At 71.1% G+C, this 20,863-nt stretch carries 21 protein-coding genes and 1 pseudogene; 17 read left to right on the top strand and 5 right to left on the bottom strand.

Annotated features, from left to right (window positions below; all coding sequences use genetic code 11):
- Positions 1-21: 21 nt before the first annotated feature.
- From ACXR2U_RS02905 to ACXR2U_RS02890, 4 genes are read left to right on the top strand one after another with little or no spacing between them, the layout of a single operon-like run.
- On the top strand, positions 22-921 hold the full coding sequence (locus tag ACXR2U_RS02905; RefSeq protein ID WP_458823422.1) for an alpha/beta fold hydrolase: 900 nt from the start codon (positions 22-24) through the stop codon (positions 919-921).
- Positions 921-1,304 (top strand): non-heme iron oxygenase ferredoxin subunit, encoded by a 384-nt coding sequence (locus ACXR2U_RS02900; protein WP_458823421.1) that lies wholly within the window; start codon positions 921-923, stop codon positions 1,302-1,304. Before ACXR2U_RS02905 ends, ACXR2U_RS02900 begins: the two co-directional genes overlap by 1 nt.
- 25 nt (positions 1,305-1,329) lie before the next feature.
- On the top strand, positions 1,330-1,878 hold the full coding sequence (locus ACXR2U_RS02895; RefSeq protein WP_458823420.1) for an aromatic-ring-hydroxylating dioxygenase subunit beta: 549 nt from the start codon (positions 1,330-1,332) through the stop codon (positions 1,876-1,878).
- A gap of 31 nt (positions 1,879-1,909) precedes the next feature.
- Entirely contained in the window at positions 1,910-3,223 is a 1,314-nt protein-coding gene (locus ACXR2U_RS02890) for an aromatic ring-hydroxylating oxygenase subunit alpha (RefSeq protein WP_458823419.1), read from the top strand.
- Between the two features lie 54 nt (positions 3,224-3,277).
- Here ACXR2U_RS02890 and ACXR2U_RS02885 read toward each other — a convergent pair whose 3' ends face one another.
- Positions 3,278-4,039: an SDR family NAD(P)-dependent oxidoreductase gene (locus ACXR2U_RS02885; RefSeq protein ID WP_458823418.1), complete on the bottom strand. Its 762-nt coding sequence runs from the start codon at positions 4,037-4,039 to the stop codon at positions 3,278-3,280.
- Positions 4,040-4,170: 131 nt separating this feature from the next.
- Between ACXR2U_RS02885 and ACXR2U_RS02880 the strand changes: the two genes are divergently transcribed.
- The 11 genes from ACXR2U_RS02880 (at position 4,171) to ACXR2U_RS02830 (ending at position 16,483) form a co-directional block, all read left to right on the top strand.
- Entirely contained in the window at positions 4,171-4,770 is a 600-nt protein-coding gene (locus ACXR2U_RS02880; protein WP_458823417.1) for a CGNR zinc finger domain-containing protein, read from the top strand.
- A 67-nt stretch (positions 4,771-4,837) separates the two neighbouring features.
- Positions 4,838-5,614 carry a TetR/AcrR family transcriptional regulator gene (locus ACXR2U_RS02875; protein WP_458823416.1) on the top strand — a complete coding sequence of 259 codons (777 nt, stop codon included), beginning with the start codon at positions 4,838-4,840 and terminating at the stop codon, positions 5,612-5,614.
- Between the two features lie 47 nt (positions 5,615-5,661).
- Positions 5,662-5,820, top strand: coding sequence for a hypothetical protein (locus tag ACXR2U_RS02870; protein ID WP_458823415.1), 159 nt, complete (start codon positions 5,662-5,664; stop codon positions 5,818-5,820).
- 61 nt (positions 5,821-5,881) lie between these two features.
- Complete coding sequence (locus tag ACXR2U_RS02865; RefSeq protein WP_458823414.1) at positions 5,882-6,634, top strand: maleate cis-trans isomerase family protein; 753 nt, start codon at positions 5,882-5,884, stop codon at positions 6,632-6,634.
- 35 nt (positions 6,635-6,669) lie between these two features.
- Positions 6,670-7,317, top strand: coding sequence for a VOC family protein (locus ACXR2U_RS02860; protein WP_458823413.1), 648 nt, complete (start codon positions 6,670-6,672; stop codon positions 7,315-7,317).
- Positions 7,314-7,559, top strand: a complete 246-nt coding sequence (locus ACXR2U_RS02855; protein ID WP_458823412.1) for a hypothetical protein — start codon at positions 7,314-7,316, stop codon at positions 7,557-7,559. The genes ACXR2U_RS02860 and ACXR2U_RS02855 overlap by 4 nt, the downstream gene beginning before the upstream one ends.
- On the top strand, positions 7,556-8,803 hold the full coding sequence (locus ACXR2U_RS02850) for an alpha/beta fold hydrolase (protein WP_458823411.1): 1,248 nt from the start codon (positions 7,556-7,558) through the stop codon (positions 8,801-8,803). Before ACXR2U_RS02855 ends, ACXR2U_RS02850 begins: the two co-directional genes overlap by 4 nt.
- Positions 8,804-8,917: 114 nt before the next feature.
- Positions 8,918-11,041 carry a hydantoinase/oxoprolinase family protein gene (locus ACXR2U_RS02845; RefSeq protein WP_458823410.1) on the top strand — a complete coding sequence of 708 codons (2,124 nt, stop codon included), beginning with the start codon at positions 8,918-8,920 and terminating at the stop codon, positions 11,039-11,041.
- The gene (locus ACXR2U_RS02840) at positions 11,038-13,365 is read left to right on the top strand and encodes a hydantoinase B/oxoprolinase family protein (protein ID WP_458823409.1); all 2,328 of its coding nucleotides are present in this window, start codon (positions 11,038-11,040) and stop codon (positions 13,363-13,365) included. Before ACXR2U_RS02845 ends, ACXR2U_RS02840 begins: the two co-directional genes overlap by 4 nt.
- A gap of 8 nt (positions 13,366-13,373) precedes the next feature.
- On the top strand, positions 13,374-14,831 hold the full coding sequence (locus tag ACXR2U_RS02835; protein WP_458823408.1) for an FAD-dependent monooxygenase: 1,458 nt from the start codon (positions 13,374-13,376) through the stop codon (positions 14,829-14,831).
- Positions 14,828-16,483 (top strand): (2,3-dihydroxybenzoyl)adenylate synthase, encoded by a 1,656-nt coding sequence (locus ACXR2U_RS02830; RefSeq protein WP_458823407.1) that lies wholly within the window; start codon positions 14,828-14,830, stop codon positions 16,481-16,483. The genes ACXR2U_RS02835 and ACXR2U_RS02830 overlap by 4 nt, the downstream gene beginning before the upstream one ends.
- A gap of 78 nt (positions 16,484-16,561) precedes the next feature.
- Here the strand turns inward: ACXR2U_RS02830 and ACXR2U_RS02825 are convergent.
- A pseudogene (locus ACXR2U_RS02825) lies at positions 16,562-16,657 on the bottom strand (IclR family transcriptional regulator); the annotation flags it as partial.
- A gap of 284 nt (positions 16,658-16,941) precedes the next feature.
- Complete coding sequence (locus ACXR2U_RS02820) at positions 16,942-17,586, bottom strand: TetR/AcrR family transcriptional regulator (protein WP_458823406.1); 645 nt, start codon at positions 17,584-17,586, stop codon at positions 16,942-16,944.
- Between the two features lie 104 nt (positions 17,587-17,690).
- Here ACXR2U_RS02820 and ACXR2U_RS02815 point away from each other — a divergent pair, with 104 nt between their 5' ends.
- A complete protein-coding gene (locus ACXR2U_RS02815; protein WP_458823405.1) occupies positions 17,691-18,488 on the top strand; it encodes an alpha/beta hydrolase in 798 nt (265 codons plus the stop codon).
- Positions 18,489-18,536: 48 nt separating this feature from the next.
- Here the strand turns inward: ACXR2U_RS02815 and ACXR2U_RS02810 are convergent, their stop codons facing one another.
- Complete coding sequence (locus ACXR2U_RS02810; protein ID WP_458823404.1) at positions 18,537-19,178, bottom strand: TetR/AcrR family transcriptional regulator; 642 nt, start codon at positions 19,176-19,178, stop codon at positions 18,537-18,539.
- A 152-nt stretch (positions 19,179-19,330) separates the two neighbouring features.
- Between ACXR2U_RS02810 and ACXR2U_RS02805 the strand changes: the two genes are divergently transcribed.
- Positions 19,331-19,810 carry an SRPBCC family protein gene (locus ACXR2U_RS02805; RefSeq protein ID WP_458823403.1) on the top strand — a complete coding sequence of 160 codons (480 nt, stop codon included), beginning with the start codon at positions 19,331-19,333 and terminating at the stop codon, positions 19,808-19,810.
- On the opposite strand, the gene ACXR2U_RS02800 is transcribed toward ACXR2U_RS02805, so the two are convergent.
- Complete coding sequence (locus ACXR2U_RS02800; RefSeq protein WP_458823402.1) at positions 19,736-20,863, bottom strand: D-alanine--D-alanine ligase family protein; 1,128 nt, start codon at positions 20,861-20,863, stop codon at positions 19,736-19,738. The genes ACXR2U_RS02805 and ACXR2U_RS02800 overlap by 75 nt on opposite strands.

Here is a 20,863-nt window from a genome sequence, read left to right as displayed (position 1 = left end):
CCGCCCGAGAAAGGCGATTCGATGTCCACCGCGTTGCACCTGACCACGACGGGCGTGCTGTCGGCACCCGATGACGTCGCGCACACCATCGAGACGCCGGAGGGACCGGTGTACTACCTCGACATCGGCCACGGCGAGCCCGTCGTGCTGGTGTCGGCCTGGGGTCCCCAGCCAGGGTCGACGGCGTGGCTGCTCTACCGCCGCGCCCTCGACATCCTCACGCGGACCCGACGGTGCGTCGTCGTGGAGCTCACCAACTACGGCCACACCGGCCCGGTGACCTACCACGAACCGGTTCACGACGTCGTGGTGCGCGCGGTCGTCCGCGTCATGGACCACCTCGGGATCGACAAGGCGCCGTGCGTCGGCACGTCGATGGGCGCCACCACCTGCCTCGACCTCGCGTTGCAGCATCCCCACCGTGTCGAGGCGCTCGTGATCGGGGCGTGCCACGCGTCGACCGGTGGCGACCCGTACCTGCTCGCGCCGTTCCCCGGCGAGGTCGCGCGGCTGTTCGCCGAACTCCACGACGACCCCGCGAGTCGGGACAAGCTCGTCCGCCTGCTGCGGGGCCTGTGGTTCGACGACAGCATCGTGACCGACGAGTTCGTCGACGAGCTGATGGCGTTCCGGGCCGAGCACGCCGACCACTGGCAGGCGGCTCGGAACTCGGTCAGTGTCGACCACAGCAACGTCGTCGACCTGCACACCGTGACGGTGCCGACCCTGGTGGTCCACGGCCGGTTCGACCGGATGGTCCCGTTCGAGCAGGCCCTGTTGTTCCTCAGTCACATGCCGAACGCCGACGTCGTCCTGCTCAACGAGTGTGGTCACTGGCCGCCGATGGAGCGTCCGGAGGCGTGGGCGTCGGTCGTCCTCGACTTCCTGGCGCGGTGCAGCTCGAACGGAGTGGCCACGTGATGACGGTCGACCCGAGCCAGGTGGACGCGGACGGACTCGTGGAGTGGACCGAGGTCGGTCCCGCCGACGCGATCGAGGTGAACACGGCGCAGGTCCTGGCGCTCACCCCTCCGGTCGCCGTGTTCCACCTCGAGGACGGCTTCCACGCGACCGACGACACCTGCACCCACGCCGAGTACTCCCTCGGCAGCGGCTGGATCGAGGACGGGCGGGTCGAGTGCGAACTGCACTTCGCGGCCTTCGACATCAGGACCGGGAAGGCGGCGACGCCGCCCGCCTCGGTCGATCTGGCCACCTATCCGGTGGTCGTCGTGGACGGTGTCGTCTACGTGGACCTCCGGGGCCGACAGGGCTGTGCGATCGCGCAGCTGAAGCAGAAGTGAGAGGAACACCAGCGAGATGAGCCTCATGACTCCGAGCCTCGAACAGGTGGCACCCCGGCCGGCGCCCGGCCCGAACCTCTGGTCCGAGATCATGAACTTCTACATCGCGGAGGCGTGGTTGCTCGACGACCGACGCCTGCGCGAATGGCTCGATCTGTTCACCGACGACATGGTGTACTTCATGCCCCGCCGCAAGAACGTGATGCGGCGGGAGCTGAGCCGGGAGGTGCCTCGCGCGGGCACGGACCTGCCGTTCTTCGAGGACGACCGCCAGCTCATGGAGGTCAGGGTCCAGCGGCTCGAGAGCGGCGCCGCGTGGGCGGAGGAACCGCCGTCGCGGACTCGTCATCTCGTCGGCAACCTCGTCATCGAGGACGTCGACGACGACGACACCGTGCACGCCAAGACCGCGTTCATCTGCCACCGGTCCCACGGCGAGACCGATTCGGCGATGTACTCCGGCTACCGCCAGGACCTCCTCCGGCCCGTCGGCTCCTCGTGGAAGATCGCGCACCGCACGGTCGTGCTCGACGCGAACGTGATCCTCGACAAGAACCTCGCGATCTTCTTCTGACGCTCCTCCAACGCTCGCGAAAGGCCACGACATGACGACCAACCCGACCTACAGCGTGCTCGACCAGGAGACCGGTCGGCTCGACCCGACCATCTACACCGACCCCGAGGTGTACCGGCAGGAGATGAAGAACATCTTCGGCCGGGCGTGGCTCCTGATCGGTCACGAGAGTCTCATCCCGAACCCCGGGGACTTCTTCCACACGTACATGGGCGAGGAGCCCGTGATCCTCTCGCGCGACCGCACCGGCCAGGTCAACGCGCTGCTGAACGTGTGCCGCCACCGTGGCGCGCGTGTGGTGCGCACCGATGACGGCAGCTGCAACTCCTTCGTGTGCACCTACCACTCGTGGACCTACGGCCTCGACGGTTCCCTCGAGTACGTGCCGGGTGAGCAGGAGTTGTACGACGGCCGGATCGACAAGGGGAGCCTCGGTCTCAAGAAGGCACGCGTGGCGACCTACGCCGGACTCGTCTTCGCCACCTGGGACCCCGAGGCGCCCAGCCTGGAGGAGTACCTCGGCGACGGCCGCTGGTACCTCGACATGGAGTTCAACCGCAGCGGCAAGGGAACCGTGGCGTACGGGCCGCACAAGTGGATCCAGCCGGTGAACTGGAAGACCGCGGTCGACAACTGCTCCGACTGGTACCACGTTCCGTACTCGCACTCCTCGGCTGCCAACGCCCTGACCCGCATCATGGGCGCCGGTCGGATCAACCAGTCGACGATCTGGAACAAGAAGGGTCGGCTCGCCTTCGTCAACGGTCACCAGTTCGCGTTCTTCCGCATGCCCGACGACGCGTTCGAGAAGACCGAGTTCGGGGTCGACAAGACCGCGGAGAACCAGCAGGAAGCCGTGTCCCGCCTGGGCGAGCTGCGCGGTTCGCAACTGGCGCTCGGTACGCACAGCCTGTTCCCCAACACCGTGCTGGGTTTCCGGCTGGCGATCCCGCGTGGTCCGCTGAAGACCGAGTTCTGGCACTTCAGCATCGTCAGCGCGGCCGACAGCCCGGAGGCCCAGCGCAAGGAGGCGATGCAACACGCGGCGCAGAACGGTGCCGGCGGCCACTTCGAGTCCGACGACATCGACAACTGGCGACAGGTGTCGGAATCGGGTCTCTACGCCGGCGCCCGCGACATGGGCCAGTACGTCAACATGGGGATCGGCAACACCCACCAGGACGACGTTTTCCCCGGTGCGATCTCCGACCGCTTCGTGTCCGAGGCCAACCACCGCGCCTTCTACCAGCGGTGGGAGGAGTTCATGAACGCCGATTCGTGGGCCGACATCACGCTCGACCCGATGAAGGCGACCTTCGAGGGGTCGGCCGGCATGAACGAGTGACGGCGGCGCCCGCGGCCGGCGACACCACCGTGACCGGGTCGGGGTGGGTGGTCGTCACCACGGGCTGCCGTCGGGGCGGATGAGCAGCTCGCTGAGCACCACGCGTGCCGGTCGGGTCACGGCGTAGGTGATGGCGTCGGCGATGTCCTCGGCGTGCAGGAGGGTGGCGTCGGCGAAGGCGTCCCTCGAGGCCTCGAGGATCTCCGGACGGATGTGCGTGAACAGCTCGGTCGCGACCGGACCCGGTTCCACGAGCACCACGCGGACGTGGCGGCTCGTGACCTCTTGGCGCAGCGACTCGGTGAAGGCGCCGACGCCGTGCTTGGTCAGGGAGTAGACCGCCGAACCCGCGATCGGGACGCGCCCGGCCAGCGAGCTGATGTTGACGATGTCAGCGGTTCCGCGCTCACCCCCGGCGGCGGCGATCAGGTGTGGCAGGACGGCGTGGGTGGTGTAGAGCAGCCCCTGCACGTTGAGGGCGATCATGCGGTCCCACTCCTCGACGGGCGCGGTCTCGGCCGGGCCGATGAGCATGACGCCGGCGTTGTTGACGAGGGTGTCGAGGCTCCCGAAGGTCGCGACGGTCTGGGCGACCGCGGTCTCGGCCTGGTGCCGGTCGGTGATGTCGGCCTCGACGGCGATCGCGTGGCCCCCGGCGGTCGTGATGCGTTCGGCCACCTCGTCGAGGCGGTCCTTGCGGCGCGCGACCAGGGCGACGTTCGCGCCCTGCTCGGCGAGCGACAGGGCGGTGGCGGCGCCGATGCCGCCGCTTGCGCCGGTGACGAGCGCGGTGGTGCCGGTCAGTGAGGTGCTCATGGTGGTTCTCCTGAGGTGGGGTGGCTGTGACGGCCCCGAGCCTGACAGCACCGTAACCGCTACGGCAATGTCGTGTGACACCAGCAACAGCTTTACGGTGGTGTCGTTCTGGAGGGGTTAGCCTCGGGGACGTGACCGGCGACGACGCGACCCGCAGCACCGCGCGCCTGGGACTGGACGCGGCACCCGCGGGCCTGTGCGTGGTGCAGGACCTGCTCAACACCGCGGCCATGACGATGGCGCCGGTACCCGACCTGCTGGCGGACCGGCAATCGGCTCAGGCCTGGCTCGACGCCTCCCTGCGCACCTGGGCCGAGCACACCGGCGCCACCACGCCGGACATCACGGTGGGCCCGCGCGACCTGGCCGCGCTCCGCCAGCTGCGTGACTCGCTGCGCAGCTCGCTGACCCGCGAGGGCAACGCAGATCGAACTCACCCGGTCGACGTGCAGATCTCGGTGGCCGACGGCCACGTGCGCCACGCGCCGCGGGGCGATGGCGCCCGCGCGGTCGCGTCACTCGTCCACCTCGAGACCCTGCTCGCCTCGCACACCGGCACCCTGCGTCGGCTCAAGACGTGTCAGAACCCCGCGTGCGGCGCCGCGTTCTACGACCACTCCCGCAACGCGACCCGGGTCTGGCACGACATGAAGACCTGCGGCAACACGATGAACCTCCGGGCCTCCCGCGCGCGCCGTCGCGAGCAGACCACCGACTCGACCGGCAGCTGACGAGCGGCACCGGGAACGACGGGACCGGAGGGCAGAGCGAGCCGCCGAGCTGTGGCATGGTCGTCGCGTGACCCCCAGGCCCGCCGCCCGCAAGGCCGCTCCCGAGGCCGCGCCGGACGACGGCCGCACCGCGGCGGCCCGCGAACGTGGCGGCACGGTCGGCACCCGGAGGGCGCTGGTCGAGTCGCAGATCCTCGAAGCGGCCACGGAGCTGTTCGCCGCCCGCGGGTTCGCCGGGACCAGCCTGCAGGACATCGCCGAGGCCACGGGGTTGACCCGGCCGGCGCTGTACCACTACTTCTCCAGCAAGGAGGACCTGCTGTCGCAGCTGGTCAAGGAGGTGACGGTCGGACCGGCGACCGACCTGCGTCGCCTCCGCCGCAGCACGTCGATGTCCGTGAGCGAGCGGCTCCACGCGATGGCCGCGGCGGTCGCAGGACTCCAGGCGCGACACCCGGCGCGTTTCCGCATGCTGGTCCGGTCCGAGGGTGACCTGCCCGAGGCGCTCGCGACCCCCTACGACGCGGGGCGGCGCAGCGTGCTGCGGGAGTTCTCATCGGTCATCGACGAGGGTGTGCGCTCCGGCGAGTTCCGAGCGGTCGACCCCCGGACCGCCGCGCTGGGCATCATCGGCCTCTGCAACTGGGTCGCGTGGTGGCACCGCCCGGGCGACGAGGTCGAGGACCAGCGGGTCGTCGCCTCCCTGGCCGACATGGCGCTGTCCTCCGTCGTCGCCCACGACCGCCGTCCGACCGCGGCCGGCGGGCTCGGGCGGGTCGTCGAACTGCTGAAGCAGGACCTCGCGGCGCTCGAACGACTCGCCGCCACCGACGGCCGCGACTGATCTGTCGAGTTCTCGACACATCGGTCGAACGCGAGCACGATGACCGGGTGACCACCTCCCGCGAGTTGCTCGACCTCATCGCCGCCTACGTCGCCGAGCACGGCGGGACGGCCGACGACGACCGGCTGCAGGACATCGCGCAGCGCTTCGACGTCGCCCTGGGTGACGCCATCCTCGACCGCGCCAGCATGGCGAACGAGGCGTGAGCTCCAACTCTTGACACTGACGTAGAATCATCGACGTCAGCGTCAATCAAGGGAGACCGCAGTGAGCGTGCACCGGATCGGACTGGTCGTTCCGAGCTCGAACGTCACCGTCGAGACCGAGATGCCGGCCCTGTTGAACCGTCACGCCGACGCGCAGTTCTCGTTCCACAGCAGCCGCATGCGGATGCACACCGTGTCACCGGAGCAGCTGCGGGCCATGAACGCCCAGCGCGAACGGTGCGTCATGGAACTGGGCGACGCCGGGGTCGACGCGATGCTCTACGCCTGCCTGGTCGCGCTGATGGTCGGCGGCCCGGGGGAGCACCAGCGGGTCGAGGGTGCCGTCGCCGAGCAGCTCGCCACCGGCGGTTCCGAGGCGATCGTCCGCTCCAGCGCGGGCGCGCTCGTCGAGGGTTTGCGGGCCCTGGGTGCCAACCGCATCGCCCTGGTGACGCCCTACCTGCGCCCCTTGGCCGAACAGGTCGTCGCCTGCCTCGAGGCCGAGGGTTTCACCGTGGCCGACTGGCGGGCGCTCGAGGTCGCCGACAACGCCGAGGTCGGCTGCATCCCCGGCGAACGTGTCATGACCGCCGCGCGCGAACTCGACCTCACCGACGTCGACGCACTGGTCATCTCCGCGTGCGTCCAGATGCCCTCCCTCGACCTCGTGGAGGTCGCGGAGCAGGAGTTCGGTCTCCCGGTGCTGTCGGCCGCCACGGCCGGCGCGTACAGCCTGCTCACGGGTCTCGGGCTCACCGTGGACCTGCCCGGCGCCGGTCGCCTGCTCCGGCCCGCCGTTCCCGCCGCCGTCTGACCCGCCGCCCGTCCCACCCGTTGGAGGTCCGTCCCGTGTCCGAGCTCGCCCACACCGTCCGTGGTGTCGACCACGTCGCGTACCCGACCTTCGACCCCGCCGGGACGGTGCGGTTCTACCGCGACGTCCTGGGTTTTCCCGTCGTCCACTCGATCTGTGCGGCGGGTTGGGGTCCGGAGAAGCACCCGGACTTCATCCACTTCTTCTTCGACATCGGCAACGACGACCGGCTGGCGTTCTTCTACTACTTCGGCCTCGAGCCGTTCGAGGGCGGCCCGAAGGGTGACGCGTACTCCCGCTTCGCCGACGACGTCCCCGAGTTCTTCGTGCGGTCGCGGCACCTCGCGATCCACGTGGACAGTGAGGACGACCTGCTCGAGTACCGCCGCCGCCTCGACCGCAGCGACTGGCCGGTCGAGATGCAGATCCAGCACGAGACCATCGAGTCCATCTACACGCACGACCCGAACGGCTACATGATCGAGGTGACCCGCGCGCTGCGGCCCGTGACGCCCCAGGAGGACCTGGACGCCGAGCTGACCATCGACGCCCTGCTCGACGTCGTGGCCGGACCCGACCCGAGCATGGCCGCGCTGCTCACCCGCAAGGCCGAGCTCATCGTCGAACGCGCCGCGGCCTGGCAGGAGCAGCAGGAACAGCAGCAGGAACCGAGCCGGGTGTGACCACGCTGTTCGTGCTCGACGTCCCCGAGAACGTGCCGGTGGCCGACGTCGCCGGCACCGACCCCGCGGTCACCGTCAACCGGATCGGGCCCTACTTCCAGATCGTCGCCGAGGGTCCGATCGTCATCGACCGCCGCGCGACCGGCTGCCGGCACGCGGTCTGGTACTCCAGCGTCGCGGGTCTCGCCGACGGTCGGATCACCCAGCACGACAAGGACGCCCTGCGCGTCGAACCCGGATGAGCGCGCCGACGACGCGGCTCGGCGCCGGACGCTGGGTCGACGCCGGTCGCTTCCCGGCCGGCACGGTGGAGTCCACCCACCAGCTGACGACCTCCGACGGCGCCACGGTGGCCGGGGTGTTGCGCACGGTGCCGGGCGCGGCCGTCGTCGTGTGCCTCGCCCACCCGCGCCAGGACGTCACCCACCACGTCCTGGTCCCGGACCTGCTCTCCGCCGGGTACGCGGTGTGGACCCAGGGCACGCGTTCGCCCAACAACGACGTCGCCCTCCTGCACGAGCAGGCGTTGCTCGACGTCGCCGCCGGCCAGGTCTTCGTGCGCGAGCAGGGGTTCGAGCAGGTCGTGACCCTCGGCCACTCCGGGGGCGGGACGCTGTTCGCGTACTACCACGAGCAGGCCGGCCGGCCGCCGGGCGAACGGATCGCGCGGGGGCCCTCCGGGCGGCCGACCGGGTTCGCCGACGCCACGATGCCGGCGCCCGACGGTGCCGTGTTCATGGCGCCGCACCCGGGGCAGGGGGCGTTGCTGCTGCGGCTGATCGACCCGTCGGTGGTCGACGAGACCGACCCGCTCGCGGTGGACCCCGCGCTGGACCCGTGGAGCGCCGCCAACGGGTTCCGCGCGGCGCCGGAGTCGTCGCGGTACGAGCCGGAGTTCGTCGAGCGCTACCGCGCGGCCCAGTACGCGCGGGTGGCCCGGCTCGACGAGATCGCCCGGGCGCGCGTGGCCGAGGCCGACGAAGCCCGCCGGGCCGCGAAGGCCGGCGACGACCCGGTGGCCCGGCGGCGGGCCGTCGCCCCCCGGGTGCTGACCGTCTACCGCACCGACGCGGACCTGCGTTCCGTCGACCTCTCGCTGGACCCGAACGAGCGGCCGTACGGCTCACTGTTCGGCCGCCGGCCGGATCTCACCGACTACGGTCTGGTCGGGTTCGGGCGGTTCGCCACCCCGGACGCGTGGCTGTCGACGTGGTCGGGAACCTCGACGTACGCGAGCTTCCTGCGCTGCGCCCCCGCCGTCACCGCCCCGACGCTGCTGATCGAACTGACCGGCGACCAGGCCTGCTTCCCGGCCGACGTCGACGCCATGGCCGGCGCGCTCGGCAGCGCCGACCTCACGCGCTGCAGCGTGGCCGGCACGCACTTCGGCGGGGCCCTCCACGAGGGTGAGCCGACCGGCGCGAGCCTCGCGGCAGCCGAGATCGGCCCGTGGCTCGCCGAGCGTTTCGGCGCCGCGAACCGCTGAACTGTCCACCACAAACTCGTCCTTGACCGCTCGACGTACCTGTCGAATACTCAACGACACCGTCAACACGCGGCCGACGACTCGTCGGCACCGGACGCAAGGGAGCGACTGGGCATGGCTCACGTCATCGGAGTGGACGTCGGGGGGACCTTCACCGACGCGGTCCTGGCCGACGAGAACGGCACGGTCATCGCGGCGAAAGCGCCGTCCACACCACCGGACTACTCCGACGGCGTCCTCGACGTCATCGCGTCACTGGCCAGCCAGCTCGGCACGTCGGTGTCGGAGATGCTGGCCGACACCCACCACATCGCCCACGGCACGACGTCGTCGCTCAACGCCCTGGTGATGGGCAACGTGCCGCCGGTCGGGTTCATCACCACCCGCGGTCACCGCGACTCGATCTACATCATGAACGTCGAGGGCCGGTACCTCGGCAGCTCGCCGGAGCAGCTCCAGAACGTCCTGACCCAGACCAAGTCGCACGGTCTGGTGCCGAAGCGGCACGCCTGGGAGGTCACCGAGCGGCTGGACCGCGACGGCACCGTCATCGTCGCGCTCGACGAGGACGACGTGCGCACCGCGGTGCGGGGCCTGCTCGACGACGGCGTCCGCGCGATCGCGGTCTCACTGCTGTGGTCGTTCCGGAACCCCACGCACGAGCAGCGGATCTGCGAGATCGTGCGTGAGCTCGACCCCGACGTGTTCGTGTCGCTGTCGTCGGAGGTCAGTCCCCGCATCCGCGAGTTCGCCCGCAACGCCACGACCATCATGAGCACCCAGATCGGTCCCGGGTTGCGTGACTACCTCACCTCGCTCGAGGGTCGACTGACCGAGCAGGGTCTCACCGGACCGCTGCTGGTGATGCAGAGCAACGGCGGTGCGGTCGCCGCGAGCGAGGCTCCCGCCACCGCGATCAGCACCGTGGGTTCGGTCCTCACCGGAGGCGTGGTGGGGTCGGTGTCACTCGGCCGGCAGCTCGGGCACCGCAACATCGTCAGCACCGACGTGGGCGGCACGACGTTCCTCGTCGGCCTGGTCGTCGACGGCGAACCGGTCCGCACGTCGTCGACCATCATCAACCACCACCCGATCAACGTCCCGAGCCTCGAGGTGCACGCCATCGGCTCGGGCGGCGGCGCGATCGCGTGGATCGACGCCGGCGGCAACCTGCAGGTCGGTCCGCGCAGCGCCCAGGCCGTGCCCGGCCCCGCCTGTTACGGCAACGGCGGCACCGAACCCACCAACACCGACGCGAACCTGGTACTCGGCATCCTCACCGAGCGCGGCCTGCTCGGCGGGGCCCGCGCCCTGGACCTGCAGGCCGCCCGTGACGCCATCCGGACCAGGATCGCCGAGCCCCTCGGACTGTCGGTCGAGGACGCCGCCGCGGCCATCCACGCCATCCAGAACGCCCAGACCGGCGACCTGCTCCGCAAGGTGGTCGTCGAGGCCGGCCACGACCCGCGCGACTTCGTCCTCTACGCCTTCGGCGGCGCCGGTCCCGCGCACTGCGCCGGATACGCCGCGGAACTCGGCGTCGCCGACGTCATCGTCCCGCTCGGGCAGGTGGCCTCGGCGTTCTCGGCATACGGCCTGGCCGCGTCGGACATCGCCCTCGCGGCCGAGCTGTCGGACCCCGGTCCGTTCCCGATGGACCCCGTGCGGGTCGAGAAGAACTTCGCCCAGCTCGAGACGCAGGTCCGCGACGGCCTGGAGCGGCAGGGCGTGCGGTTCGCGCGGGTCGACGTGTTCCGTGAGATCGACATGCGGTACTCGATGCAGCTGGCCGAGCTCGCCGCGCCGGTCGACGACGGTCCGGTGGACGACGCGCAGATCGCTGCCGTCGCCGAGCGCTTCGAACGCCGGTACGCCGACATGTACGGCGCCGGGTCGGGGTTCCGCGAGGCGGGCATCCAGGCGATCACCTACCGGGTGCGCGCGGTCGGTGTCCTGCCGTTCTCGCCCACCCTGCCCGAGGCGTTGCCCGCCGACGGGTCCGACGCCTCGTCCGCGCTCACGGGGCAGCGGCCGGTCCGGCTGGGGACCGCCGGCTTCGTCGACACCGACGTCTACGACTACAGCAAGCTGCGCGCGGGTCACCACATCGTCGGACCCGCGGTCGTCGAGGTGCCCACCACCACTGTCGTCGTGCCGGACGGGACGTCGGGAACCGTCGACGCGCTCGGCAACCTCACCATCACCCGCGACTCGAACGAAGAGGCGGTCTCCGCATGACCATGCCCGTTGCCGGCTCCGAGCAGTTCGCGAGCCGCCCGGTCGATCCCGAGGCCCTCGCGGCGTCGTTGCCGGCGAGCCTGCCCGTGCACACGGTGACCCAGGAGCAGATCGACGCGCTCGACCCGCTCACCTACGAGGTCATCCGCCACCGCCTGTGGTCGGTCACCGAGGAGATGGGCGAGGCCCTCAAGCGCATGTCGGGCTCACCGATCGTCACCGACGCCAACGACTTCGACTTCGCCATCGGCGACGAGCTCGGTCAGGAGGTGCAGGTCGGCCTCTACAACACCATGCTCGTGGGGGCGGTCGACCTCGCCATCTACTGGACGCTGGCGAACCGCGCTGAGAACCCCGGCATCGCCGAGGGGGACATGTTCCTCTGCAACGACCCCTGGGTCGGTGGTGGCCTGCACCAGAACGACGTCATCGTCTACCAGCCGATCTTCCACGACGGGAGGCTGTTCGCCTGGACCAGCGCGATCTGCCACGAGCCGGACCTCGGTGGGGTGGGCCTCGGGTCGTTCTCGCCCGCGGCGCAGGACGTGTTCTCCGAATCGTTGCCCACGCCACCGGTCAAGGTCGTGCGTGACTTCGTGATCCAGCGGGACGTCGCCGACCTCTACGTCCGTCGCTCCCGGGTGCCGATGCTCGTCGGCCTCGACCTCCGCGCGCAGGTCGGTTCCAACAACGTGGGCCGCGAGCGCATGCTCGCCGTCATCGCGCAGTACGGCGCGGACACCGTCAAGGCCGTCATGAAGCGCATGATGTCCGACGCCGAGACCCGGCTGCGCGACAAGCTGACCGGCCTGCCCGACGGCACCTGGAACGCCACCGGGTACCAGGACCAGTCGCACGAGGGTGACCGCAGCCTGCACAAGATCACGCTGGCCATGACCAAGGCGGGCGACCACCTCACCTTCGACTTCACCGGGACCGACCCGCAGGCGGGCGTCATCAACTGCACGTACGCCGGGATGCGCGGGGGAGTGATGCTGGCGTTGCTGCCCATCCTCGCCGCCGACATCCCCTGGTCCGCGGGCGGGCTGATGCGATGCTTCGACCTCGTCGCCGAAGAAGGCACGATCAACAACGCGACGTACCCCGCGGCCGTCAGCCGCGGGCCGATCGGTCCGGCGTGGCTCACGGGCACGCTGGTGGCGGAGTGCCTCTCGCAGATGCTCGACCGCTCGATCGAACTCGGTCGCAGCGTGCAGGCCTCGTGCTGCGGCACCTGGGACACCGCGGTCATCGCGGGCCTCGACGAGCGGGGAGCCGTGCCGGCGCCGTTCCTCAACATCCTCATGGAGCCCATGGCGGGCGGCTACGGCGCGCGTCCGCACGTCGACGGCATGGACACCGGCGGGTTGTTCTGCATCCCGATGGGTCGGGTGCCCGACACCGAGATGTCGGAGTTCCTGTACCCGATGCTGATGCTGTGGCGCCGCGAGGAACCCGACTCCGGCGGGCCGGGCCAACAGCGCGGCGGCGTCAGCGCTTCGCTGGCCATGACGCCCTGGGGCACCTCGATGCCGATGGGTCTGGTGCTGGCTTCGGCCGGCAAGGCTGTTGCACAGAACAACGGTCTGGCCGGGGGTTACCCGGGCAACACCGGACTCGAGGTCCTCGCGCGCGGCACCGACATCGCCGCTGCGCTGGCCGGCGGGTCGATCCCGTCGGACCTGGCGGCCGTCGGCGGGGCGCAGGAGGTCGGGCAGAACTACTCGCAGACCTACGTCGCCCCCGGCGACGTGTTCTTCATGCACTGGCAGGGCGGTGGTGGCTACGGCGACCCGCTGCGACGCGACCCGTCAGCCGTCGCGGTCGACGTGCGCGAGGGCAAGGTGACCTCCGGTGCGGCCCGGTCGGCCTACGGCGTGGTGCTCGGCGACGACGGGACGGTCGACGACGGGGCCACGGAGCGGGAGCGTGCGGCGCACCTGGACGCCCGCCGGTCCCGCTCGAGCGCCGACGACGCCGCGGGCGACGCCCGGGTCGACCTCGCCACCGCCACCCGGCTCGACGAGAACCTCGTGCTGGGCGACGATTCCGGGCACCCCGTGGTCGGTTGCGCCCACTGTGGCCGCACGCTCGGTGACAGTCGGGTCGGGCCGCACCTCGCGCTCGCCCGGTACGACGGTCCCGCCTCCGAGGCCGGTCCGCAGGTGGTCGCCGACGCCACGGACTACGTCGACGAGCCCGTCGTGTTCCGGCAGTACTGCTGCCCGGGCTGCCTCACGGCGGTCTGGTCCAGCGTCGTGCCGGTGGACCACCCGGACCACGTCTCGAAGCTCGACCGCCTCGTTCCCGTGACGGCCGGCTGAGCACGACGGTGGAGTTGCGCACGGTCGCGGTCCTCGGTGGAGGGCCCGGCGGCCTCTACGCGGCCCGGCTGTTGAAGCTGGCCCAACCCGACCTGCAGGTCGACCTCTACGAACAGGGGACGGCGGAGACCACGTTCGGGTTCGGTGTCGGGCTGGCCGCCGGCACCCAACGCAACCTGCGCTCGGCCGACCCCGACTCACTGGCGGACATACTCGAACGCGCGCACCCGCACGACATGAGCCTGCAGGTGGGCGACGCTGTGGCCCACATGCCCGACGACACCCTCCGGGCCATCGGCCGCTCGACCCTGCTCGCGGTGCTGCAGGACCACGCGCGGGCGGCGGGGGTCGTCCTGCACCTGGGGCAGCGGGCGGTCGCGGCCGACCTCGACGCCGACCTCGTCGTCGCCGCGGACGGGATCAACAGCGCCACCCGCGAGGCGGCGGCGGCCCACTTCGACGCGGAGGTCGAGGTGGGCGAGGGGTTGTACCTGTGGTGCGGTACCGACTTCGCGCTGCCCAGTGCGTTGTTCATGCCCGTGCAGACCGACGCTGGCACCTTCGTCACCCACGCCTACCCCTACGCCGCCGACCGCAGCACGTTCCTCGTGGAGACCGACGAGGCGACCTGGCGCGCGGCCGGGTTCGAGACGACGACCGAGGCCCTGGGCGCCGCCGCGCCGGATGCGTCCGACGACGTCGCCCTGCGCTACCTGGAACGGGCGTTCGCCGAACCGTTGCAGGGTCATCCACTCATCGGCAACCGCACGCGCTGGTTGCGGTTCCGCACCGTCCGGTGCGCGCGGTGGCACCACGGCAACGTGGTACTGCTGGGCGATGCCGCGCACACCGCGCACTACTCGATCGGGTCGGGGACCAAGCTCGCGATGGAGGACGCCATCGCGCTCGTCGCGGCGATCGACGCCAGCGACACCGTGGCCGACGCGCTCGAACGGTACGAGGCCGTGCGCCGGCCGGCCGTCGAACACCTGCAGGACGTCGCGGGGCGCAGTCAGCGCTGGTGGGACACCTTCCCCGACCGGCTGGACACCCCGGTCAACCAGCTGTTGGTGGCGTACATGACGCGGGCCGGCAAGGTGCCGCTGGCGCGGTTCGCCGAGTCGACGCCCGCGGTGGTCCGGGATGCACTCGCGGAGTACAGCGGTGGCCCCACACCGGACGACGTCCTGGACGACCTCGAGAAGTTCGTGCTCAGCCGCCCCGGCGCGCGCGGCGGCGTGGAGTTCGACGACCGGATCACGCCTCTCGCGGCGGGATCCACCGTGCGGCTCGAGGGTGCGGACGACCGTGACGCCGTCCTCGACCGGCTGGACCGGGCGGAGGTGCTGCGGCGTGAGCAGCCGCTGCCCGTGACGGTGGCGGGACCCGAGGCGTGCCTGCCCGATCTCGTCGCGGGCCTGGTGTCCGGCCGGACCGACCTGGTCGAGGTGAGTCCGCGGGCATGAGCACCACCACCCTCGACGACGTCCGCCTGCCCCGCTTCGACCCCGACCGGGCGGCGCGGTACCGCGCCGCCGGTCTCTGGGGTGAGCTGACCATCGCGCAGGAGTTCCACCGCACCGCGCTGGCCTTCCCCGACCACGACGCGGTCGTCAGCGCCGAGGGCGGCCTGACGTACCGCGAACTCGACGAACGCACCGACCGGCTCGCGTCCGGGCTCATCGGGCTCGGTCTGGTGCCCGGCGACCCGGTCCTGTTCCAGGTCGGCAACCGGCTGGCCGCGATCACCGCCTGGTACGCGGTGCTCAAGGCGGGGCTGGTCCCCGTCGCGACCCTCGCGTTGCACCGCCGACACGAGATCGCCGAGATCGCCGCCCGCACCGGTGCCGTGGCGCACCTGGTCGAGGTCGACGACGCCGACCGCTTCGACCTGGCCGAGTTCGGCGAGCAGATCGCCGCGACCCAGCCGACCATGCGCCACCTGCTCACGGTGGGGACCGCGAGCCGGAGCGTGCCAGGCGTCGCGCTGGACTCACTCGCCGTGACCGATGCCGGCGCCGCGCGCACGGCCGTCGAACGGGTGCAGGCGACGCTCGACCCCGACGACGTCGCGGTGTTCCAGCTGTCCGGCGGCACGACCGGGGTGCCCAAGGTCATCCCGCGTCGCCACGCCGAGTACTGGTACAACGCGCGGGCCTACGCCGAGCGGCTCGGGTGGGACGCGCACAGCCGGGTGGCCCACCTCATCCCGATCATCCACAACGCGGGCATCGTGTGCGGCCTGCACGCGCCGCACAGTGTCGGCGCGTGCCTCGTGCTCGGGGTGCCCGACGCCGCGGCGTCGCTGCCGATGCTGGTGGAGCAACGCGTCACCGACGTCCTCATCGGGCACGGCCACTTCCAGGCCGTCGCCGACCGCGGCCTCCCGGCGCTCGCGCCGACCCTCCGGCGCGCGATCCTGTCCGGCACCAAGGTTCCGCCGCGGCTGTTCGACCACGTCGCGTCGCTCGGGGTCTGGGCGGGACAGTTGTTCGGCATGGCCGAGGGTTTCTTCGCCGTCAGCGAGCACGACGCGAGCCGCGAGGCGCGGCTGACGACCGTCGGGACCAAGCTCTCGCCGCTCGACGAGTTCCGCATCCTCGAACCGGGCAGTGAACGGGAACTGCCCGACGGTGAGACCGGGGAGCTGTGCTGCCGCGGCCCGTACACGTTGCCCGGGTACCTCGACGCCGCCGAGCACAACGCCGTCGCCTTCACCTCCGACGGCTTCTACCGCACCGGCGACCTCGCCTCCGTGCGCGTGCTGGACGGCGAGCGGTGCCTGTCGATCGACGGCCGGATCAAGGACGTCATCAACCGCGGCGGGGAGAAGGTGAACGCCGAGGAGGTGGAACTGTTGCTGCTCCGTCACCCCGGCATCGAGCAGGCCGCGGTGGTCGCGATGCCCGACCCGCGGCTCGGCGAGCGGGCGTGCGCCTTCCTGGTCGCGACGGGCGACGTCCTCACCCTCGAGGACATCCGTCAGCACCTGGCCGGACTCGGCGTCGCGACGTTCAAGTGGCCGGAGCGCCTCGAGTGGGTCACCGAGCTGCCGCGGTCCAAGGTCAACAAGGTCGACAAGGCCGAACTCCGCCGGCGAGCCGCCGGAACCACGTGACAGGCCGGCCCGCCTGAGCGCGCGGTGTCGGGGTCAGGTGCTGCCCGGTGGCCCCGGGTGTCCCTCCTGCTCGCGGGCGCGGACGACCGGTACCGCCACCGAGCTCGTGCCGAGGGTCATCTCCTCCGTCGTGGTCGCGTACCCCAGCTCCCGCACGCGGCGGAGCTGCTCACGATGTGGCGGTCGATCCCGTCGTCGACGACGTGAAGGTGAACTCGCCCGCGCCTACGTCGTGAAGCGGGACGGAGTCGACGTGACGGCCGAGGAGCTCATCGAGTTCTCGCGCGACCAAGCTGGCGGCCTACAAACGTCCGCGCAGTGTGGTGTTCGTGCAGGCCCTGCCCGCCACGTCCACCGGGAAGATCATGCGCCGCCGACTGGCCGACGACACGGTGCCGCTGTGACCGCCCGACCCTGACCCGAGCCGTGGCACCGGCGCTGGGTCGGTCAGCGCGCGTTCACCGCGTTGACGCGCGGCGGCGCGGCGCACGCGCGCCCGGGCCGCGGTGGGCGTCGATCACGGCGTGGAAGCCGCGTGCCAGCGCCGAGGACACCGTGGACGGATCACCGAGGTAGCCGGTGACCATGGCCCCGTCGCGCAGCAGCATCGCCTCGACAGCGGCGGAATCCACGTCGTCGACGCCGACGTCGCGCAGCATGTCGGCGAGCTCGGCGAGGAACCAGCGGCGGTGCCGGTCGACGACCTCCCGCACCGGGTGGTCCGGATCGCTGTACTCGGCGGCCGCGTTGATGAACGGACAGCCCCGGAAGCCCGGCTGGCAGCTCATCTCACCGATGCCTGCGGCCAACGCGTCGAAGACGCTCACGGGGTCACCGGCCGTGGCCGCCCGGCCGCCGGTGACGGCCTCCCGCTCGAAGGCGGCACGTCGCTCCAGGTAGGCGACGAGCAGCTCGTCCTTGGTCCGGAAGTGGCGGTAGAACGTCACCTTCGTGATGCCGGCCTTCTCGATGATCCTGTCCGCGCTGACCGCGTGGAGCCCGTCCGCGTAGAACAACTCCGACGCCGCCGCCAGGATGCGTTCGCGCGTCGCTGCAGCACCCTTCGGCGGCCCCGCCGCGGGTGCGGTGTCCGTCTGCGTCATCTACGTGCCTCCGTGTCCTGCGCCACTCGACACCTCGTTGCGTCGACGGCCACCCCAGTCTAACGTCCTACGTAGAGTTACTAGTTCGTCTACAAGGAGCAGACATGACCACACCGCCCGTCGTCTTCATCCACGGCCTCTGGATCGACGCCTCGTCCTGGCAACCCTGGGTTGACCTGTTCGCCGCTCGGGGCCACGACGTCTCCGCGCCTGGCTGGCCGGGTGAACAACCCGCCGTCGCCGACACCCGCCGCACCCCGTCGCTGGTCGCCGGCTCCGGCATCGACGACGTCACCCGCGCCTACGAGGCGCACATCGCCACCCTGCCGGAACGACCGGTCGTCATCGGCCACTCGTTCGGCGGCCTGATCGCCCAGAAGTTGCTGGCCTCCGGGCACGCCGCCGCGGCCGTGGCCATCGACCCCGCCGCGATCAAGGGTGTCACCAAGACCCCGCTGCGCCAGATCCGTGCGGCGCTGCCGGTGCTGCGCAACCCCCGCAACAAGACCCGCGCCGTCGCCCTCACGCCCCGGCAGTTCGCCTACGGGTTCGGCAACACCCTCCCGCGCCACGAATCCGACGCCCTGTACGAGCGTTTCGCGATCCCGGGATCGGCGCGGCTGTTGTTCGAAGCCGTCGCAGCCAACAAGACACCGAACTCCCCGGCCGAGGTCGACGCCCGCCTGCGTGACCGGGGGCCGTTGCTCATGATCGCCGGCGGGAAGGACAACACCGTTCCCGAGAGCGTCGTCCGCGCGGCCCACGAGCTCTACCGCGACTCCGGTGCCGTCACCGACCTCGCGGTGTTCCCCGACCGAGGGCACTCGCTCGTCTTCGACGACGGCTGGCACGAGGTCGCCGACCGTGTGCTCACCTGGCTGTCCAGCCACGTCGACGCCTGAACCACGTCGGCGACGGGATCTCGTCCGTGTCGTCGGAGCCGGAGCCGGTCAACCACCGAGGCCCCGCGGCAGCAGTCGGGCCGCTCGGCGCACGTCGGCCCGGACCTTCCGACGGCACGTGGCCGCGTCGGTCCCGGGATCCGACAGGTGGCGGCCGAGGCTCCGGTAGAACACCTGGAACAGGCCGGACAGCGCCACCGCGGTCATCTGGAGGTCGACCTCGTTCGTCGGCAGGTCTCCTCGACTCGTCAGCGCCGCCCGCAGTTCCTCCACCAGGAGGTGCAGGGACCGGCGGCGGTGGTCCTGCAAGGCCTCGGTCGCGGCCACCAGCTCGCCGAACCGGCGCACGAGCACCAGACGATCGGGATCGGCCGTGCCGCGCGCGGTGAGCACGTCGAGCTCGGTGTCGAGCGTCTGCGTGACCCCGGAGGCGGGTGTCCTGGCGGGGTCGCGGACCAGCGCGACCGCGGTGGCGGTGATCTGCGGCCAACGGTCGACCAGCAGCGCTTCCTTGGTCCGGTAGTGGTTGAACACGGTCTTCTCGGTGACTCCGCACGCGCGGGCGACGTCGGCGACGGTGACGGCGTCGAAGCCGTCTCGCAGGAACAGCGCCGTCGCGGTGTCGGACAACTGCTGGCGCAGTTCAGCGCGTCGACGCTCGCGCAGGGGGATCGGTGCTGCGACGTCCATCTCGATCCTCCACGACGCCCGGAACCGGCCTCCGGCGACTGTAGCGGGCGCGGTGTCGGTCATCGGCCGATCCGTGCCGCTTGCTGACAGCGAGTCCTGCAATTACAGTCACTGTAATCAAGGGTCTCGCTGTGTGTGCAGGAGGAGGTCGCATGTCCCGGTACCGCGTCGTCCGTGACTACCCGCAGGCCGCGAACGTCGTCTGGAGCGCGCTCACCGACCCCGCGCTCGTGCCGTTGTGGACCTCGACCGGTCGGGGTGGCAGACCCGAGGGGTTCGCGCCGCGGGTGGGCACCGAGTTCCGCTTCGTCGGCAAGCCGTTTCCCGGCTGGGACGGGGTCGTCCGCTGTGAGGTGACCGCCGTCGAGGCGCCCCGACTGCTGCAGTACACCTGGCGCAACCAACCGGAGGACCGGCCCACCCTGGTCGACATCGAACTGGACCCCACGAGCGACGGAACCCGGCTCACCTGGACGCACAGCGGCTTCCGCGGCGTCGGGGGGTTGGTCATGTCGACGCTGCTCGGCCGCGTCCGCAGGACGATGATGTCGGACGGGCTACCGGCCGTGCTCGCCGATCTCGACGCCCACGGCCGTCTCCGACCGACCAGCACCCTCCGCGCTCTGGACTGACCGACCGGCGGACCGGGTGGGTGCCGCGGGCCGGCGGGCCCGCGCCCGCTCGACCCCGGCACTGAACAGCTCGGGCACCGTGATGCCGTCGGCTGCCGCCATGACCGCGAGCACGCTCGTGCGCGCGAACGAGTTGTACAGGCTCGCCTCGAGGAACCAGGGCCGTCCGTCCGGGTCGATCCGGAAGTCGAACAGGCTGTAGTCACGACACCCCAACGCGACGTGACAGCGGCGGGCGGCGTCGTGGACCACCGCGGTGACCGGGTCGTCGGCGTCGACGACCCACGCGTGGTCGGTGTCCTTCGCGACCAGCGCGAGATCGCCGTCGTCGGCCCGCCGCAGTTTGTCGGCGTGCAGACGGATCGGCTTGCGGTCGGTGTCGACGGCGTACTCCTCCAACGGCAGGGCGCGGAGCTCACCGTCCTGCTCGACCAGCCCGCAGCGGACCTCGCGCCCGAGCGGCACGTACGTCTCGACCAGCGCGGCGTCGGCGTGCTCGAACGCCGCGGCCAGTGCCGCCGGGTAGTCCCCGACCTCGGCGACCAGGGTGACTCCGAAGGAGTTGTCCGCGTCGACGGGTTTGACCACCGCCGGCACCGCCAACGTCGCCGTGCCACCCGGTCGTACGAGCTCGCCGGGTGGCACGTCGACCCCGGCGGCCGCGACCACGGCCCGGGCCTTGGCCTTGTCGGCGCCGAGCGCCATCACCGACGGAGCGTTGCCGACGTACGGGATCCCGAGCACGTCGAACAGGCCCCGGAACACCGTCATGCCAGGAACGCAGAACATCTGGGGCACCACGACATCGATGTCGAGTGCAACGATCGTGGCCAGGGCGCTGTCGATGGTGACCGGCGGCGCGGCCGCGATTGCGGATTCGGAGAGATCGGCCGGGAACCGCCACCGGCCGTCGGGTGTCACCCAGGCCACGAGGAACTCGAAGTGGTCGGGGTCGGCCGTCGCCACCAGGCAGTCCGCCGCGTAGAGCCGCGACACCTCGGCCAGGAAGTCGTCGGTGGCCGAGCCTGCGAGGTGCAACACACGGGTGGTCAC

It is taken from the genome of Jatrophihabitans sp. YIM 134969 (assembly GCF_054456675.1).
Note: the sequence above shows the minus strand (reverse complement) of the source record. Positions and strands in the feature narration are given on the sequence as shown.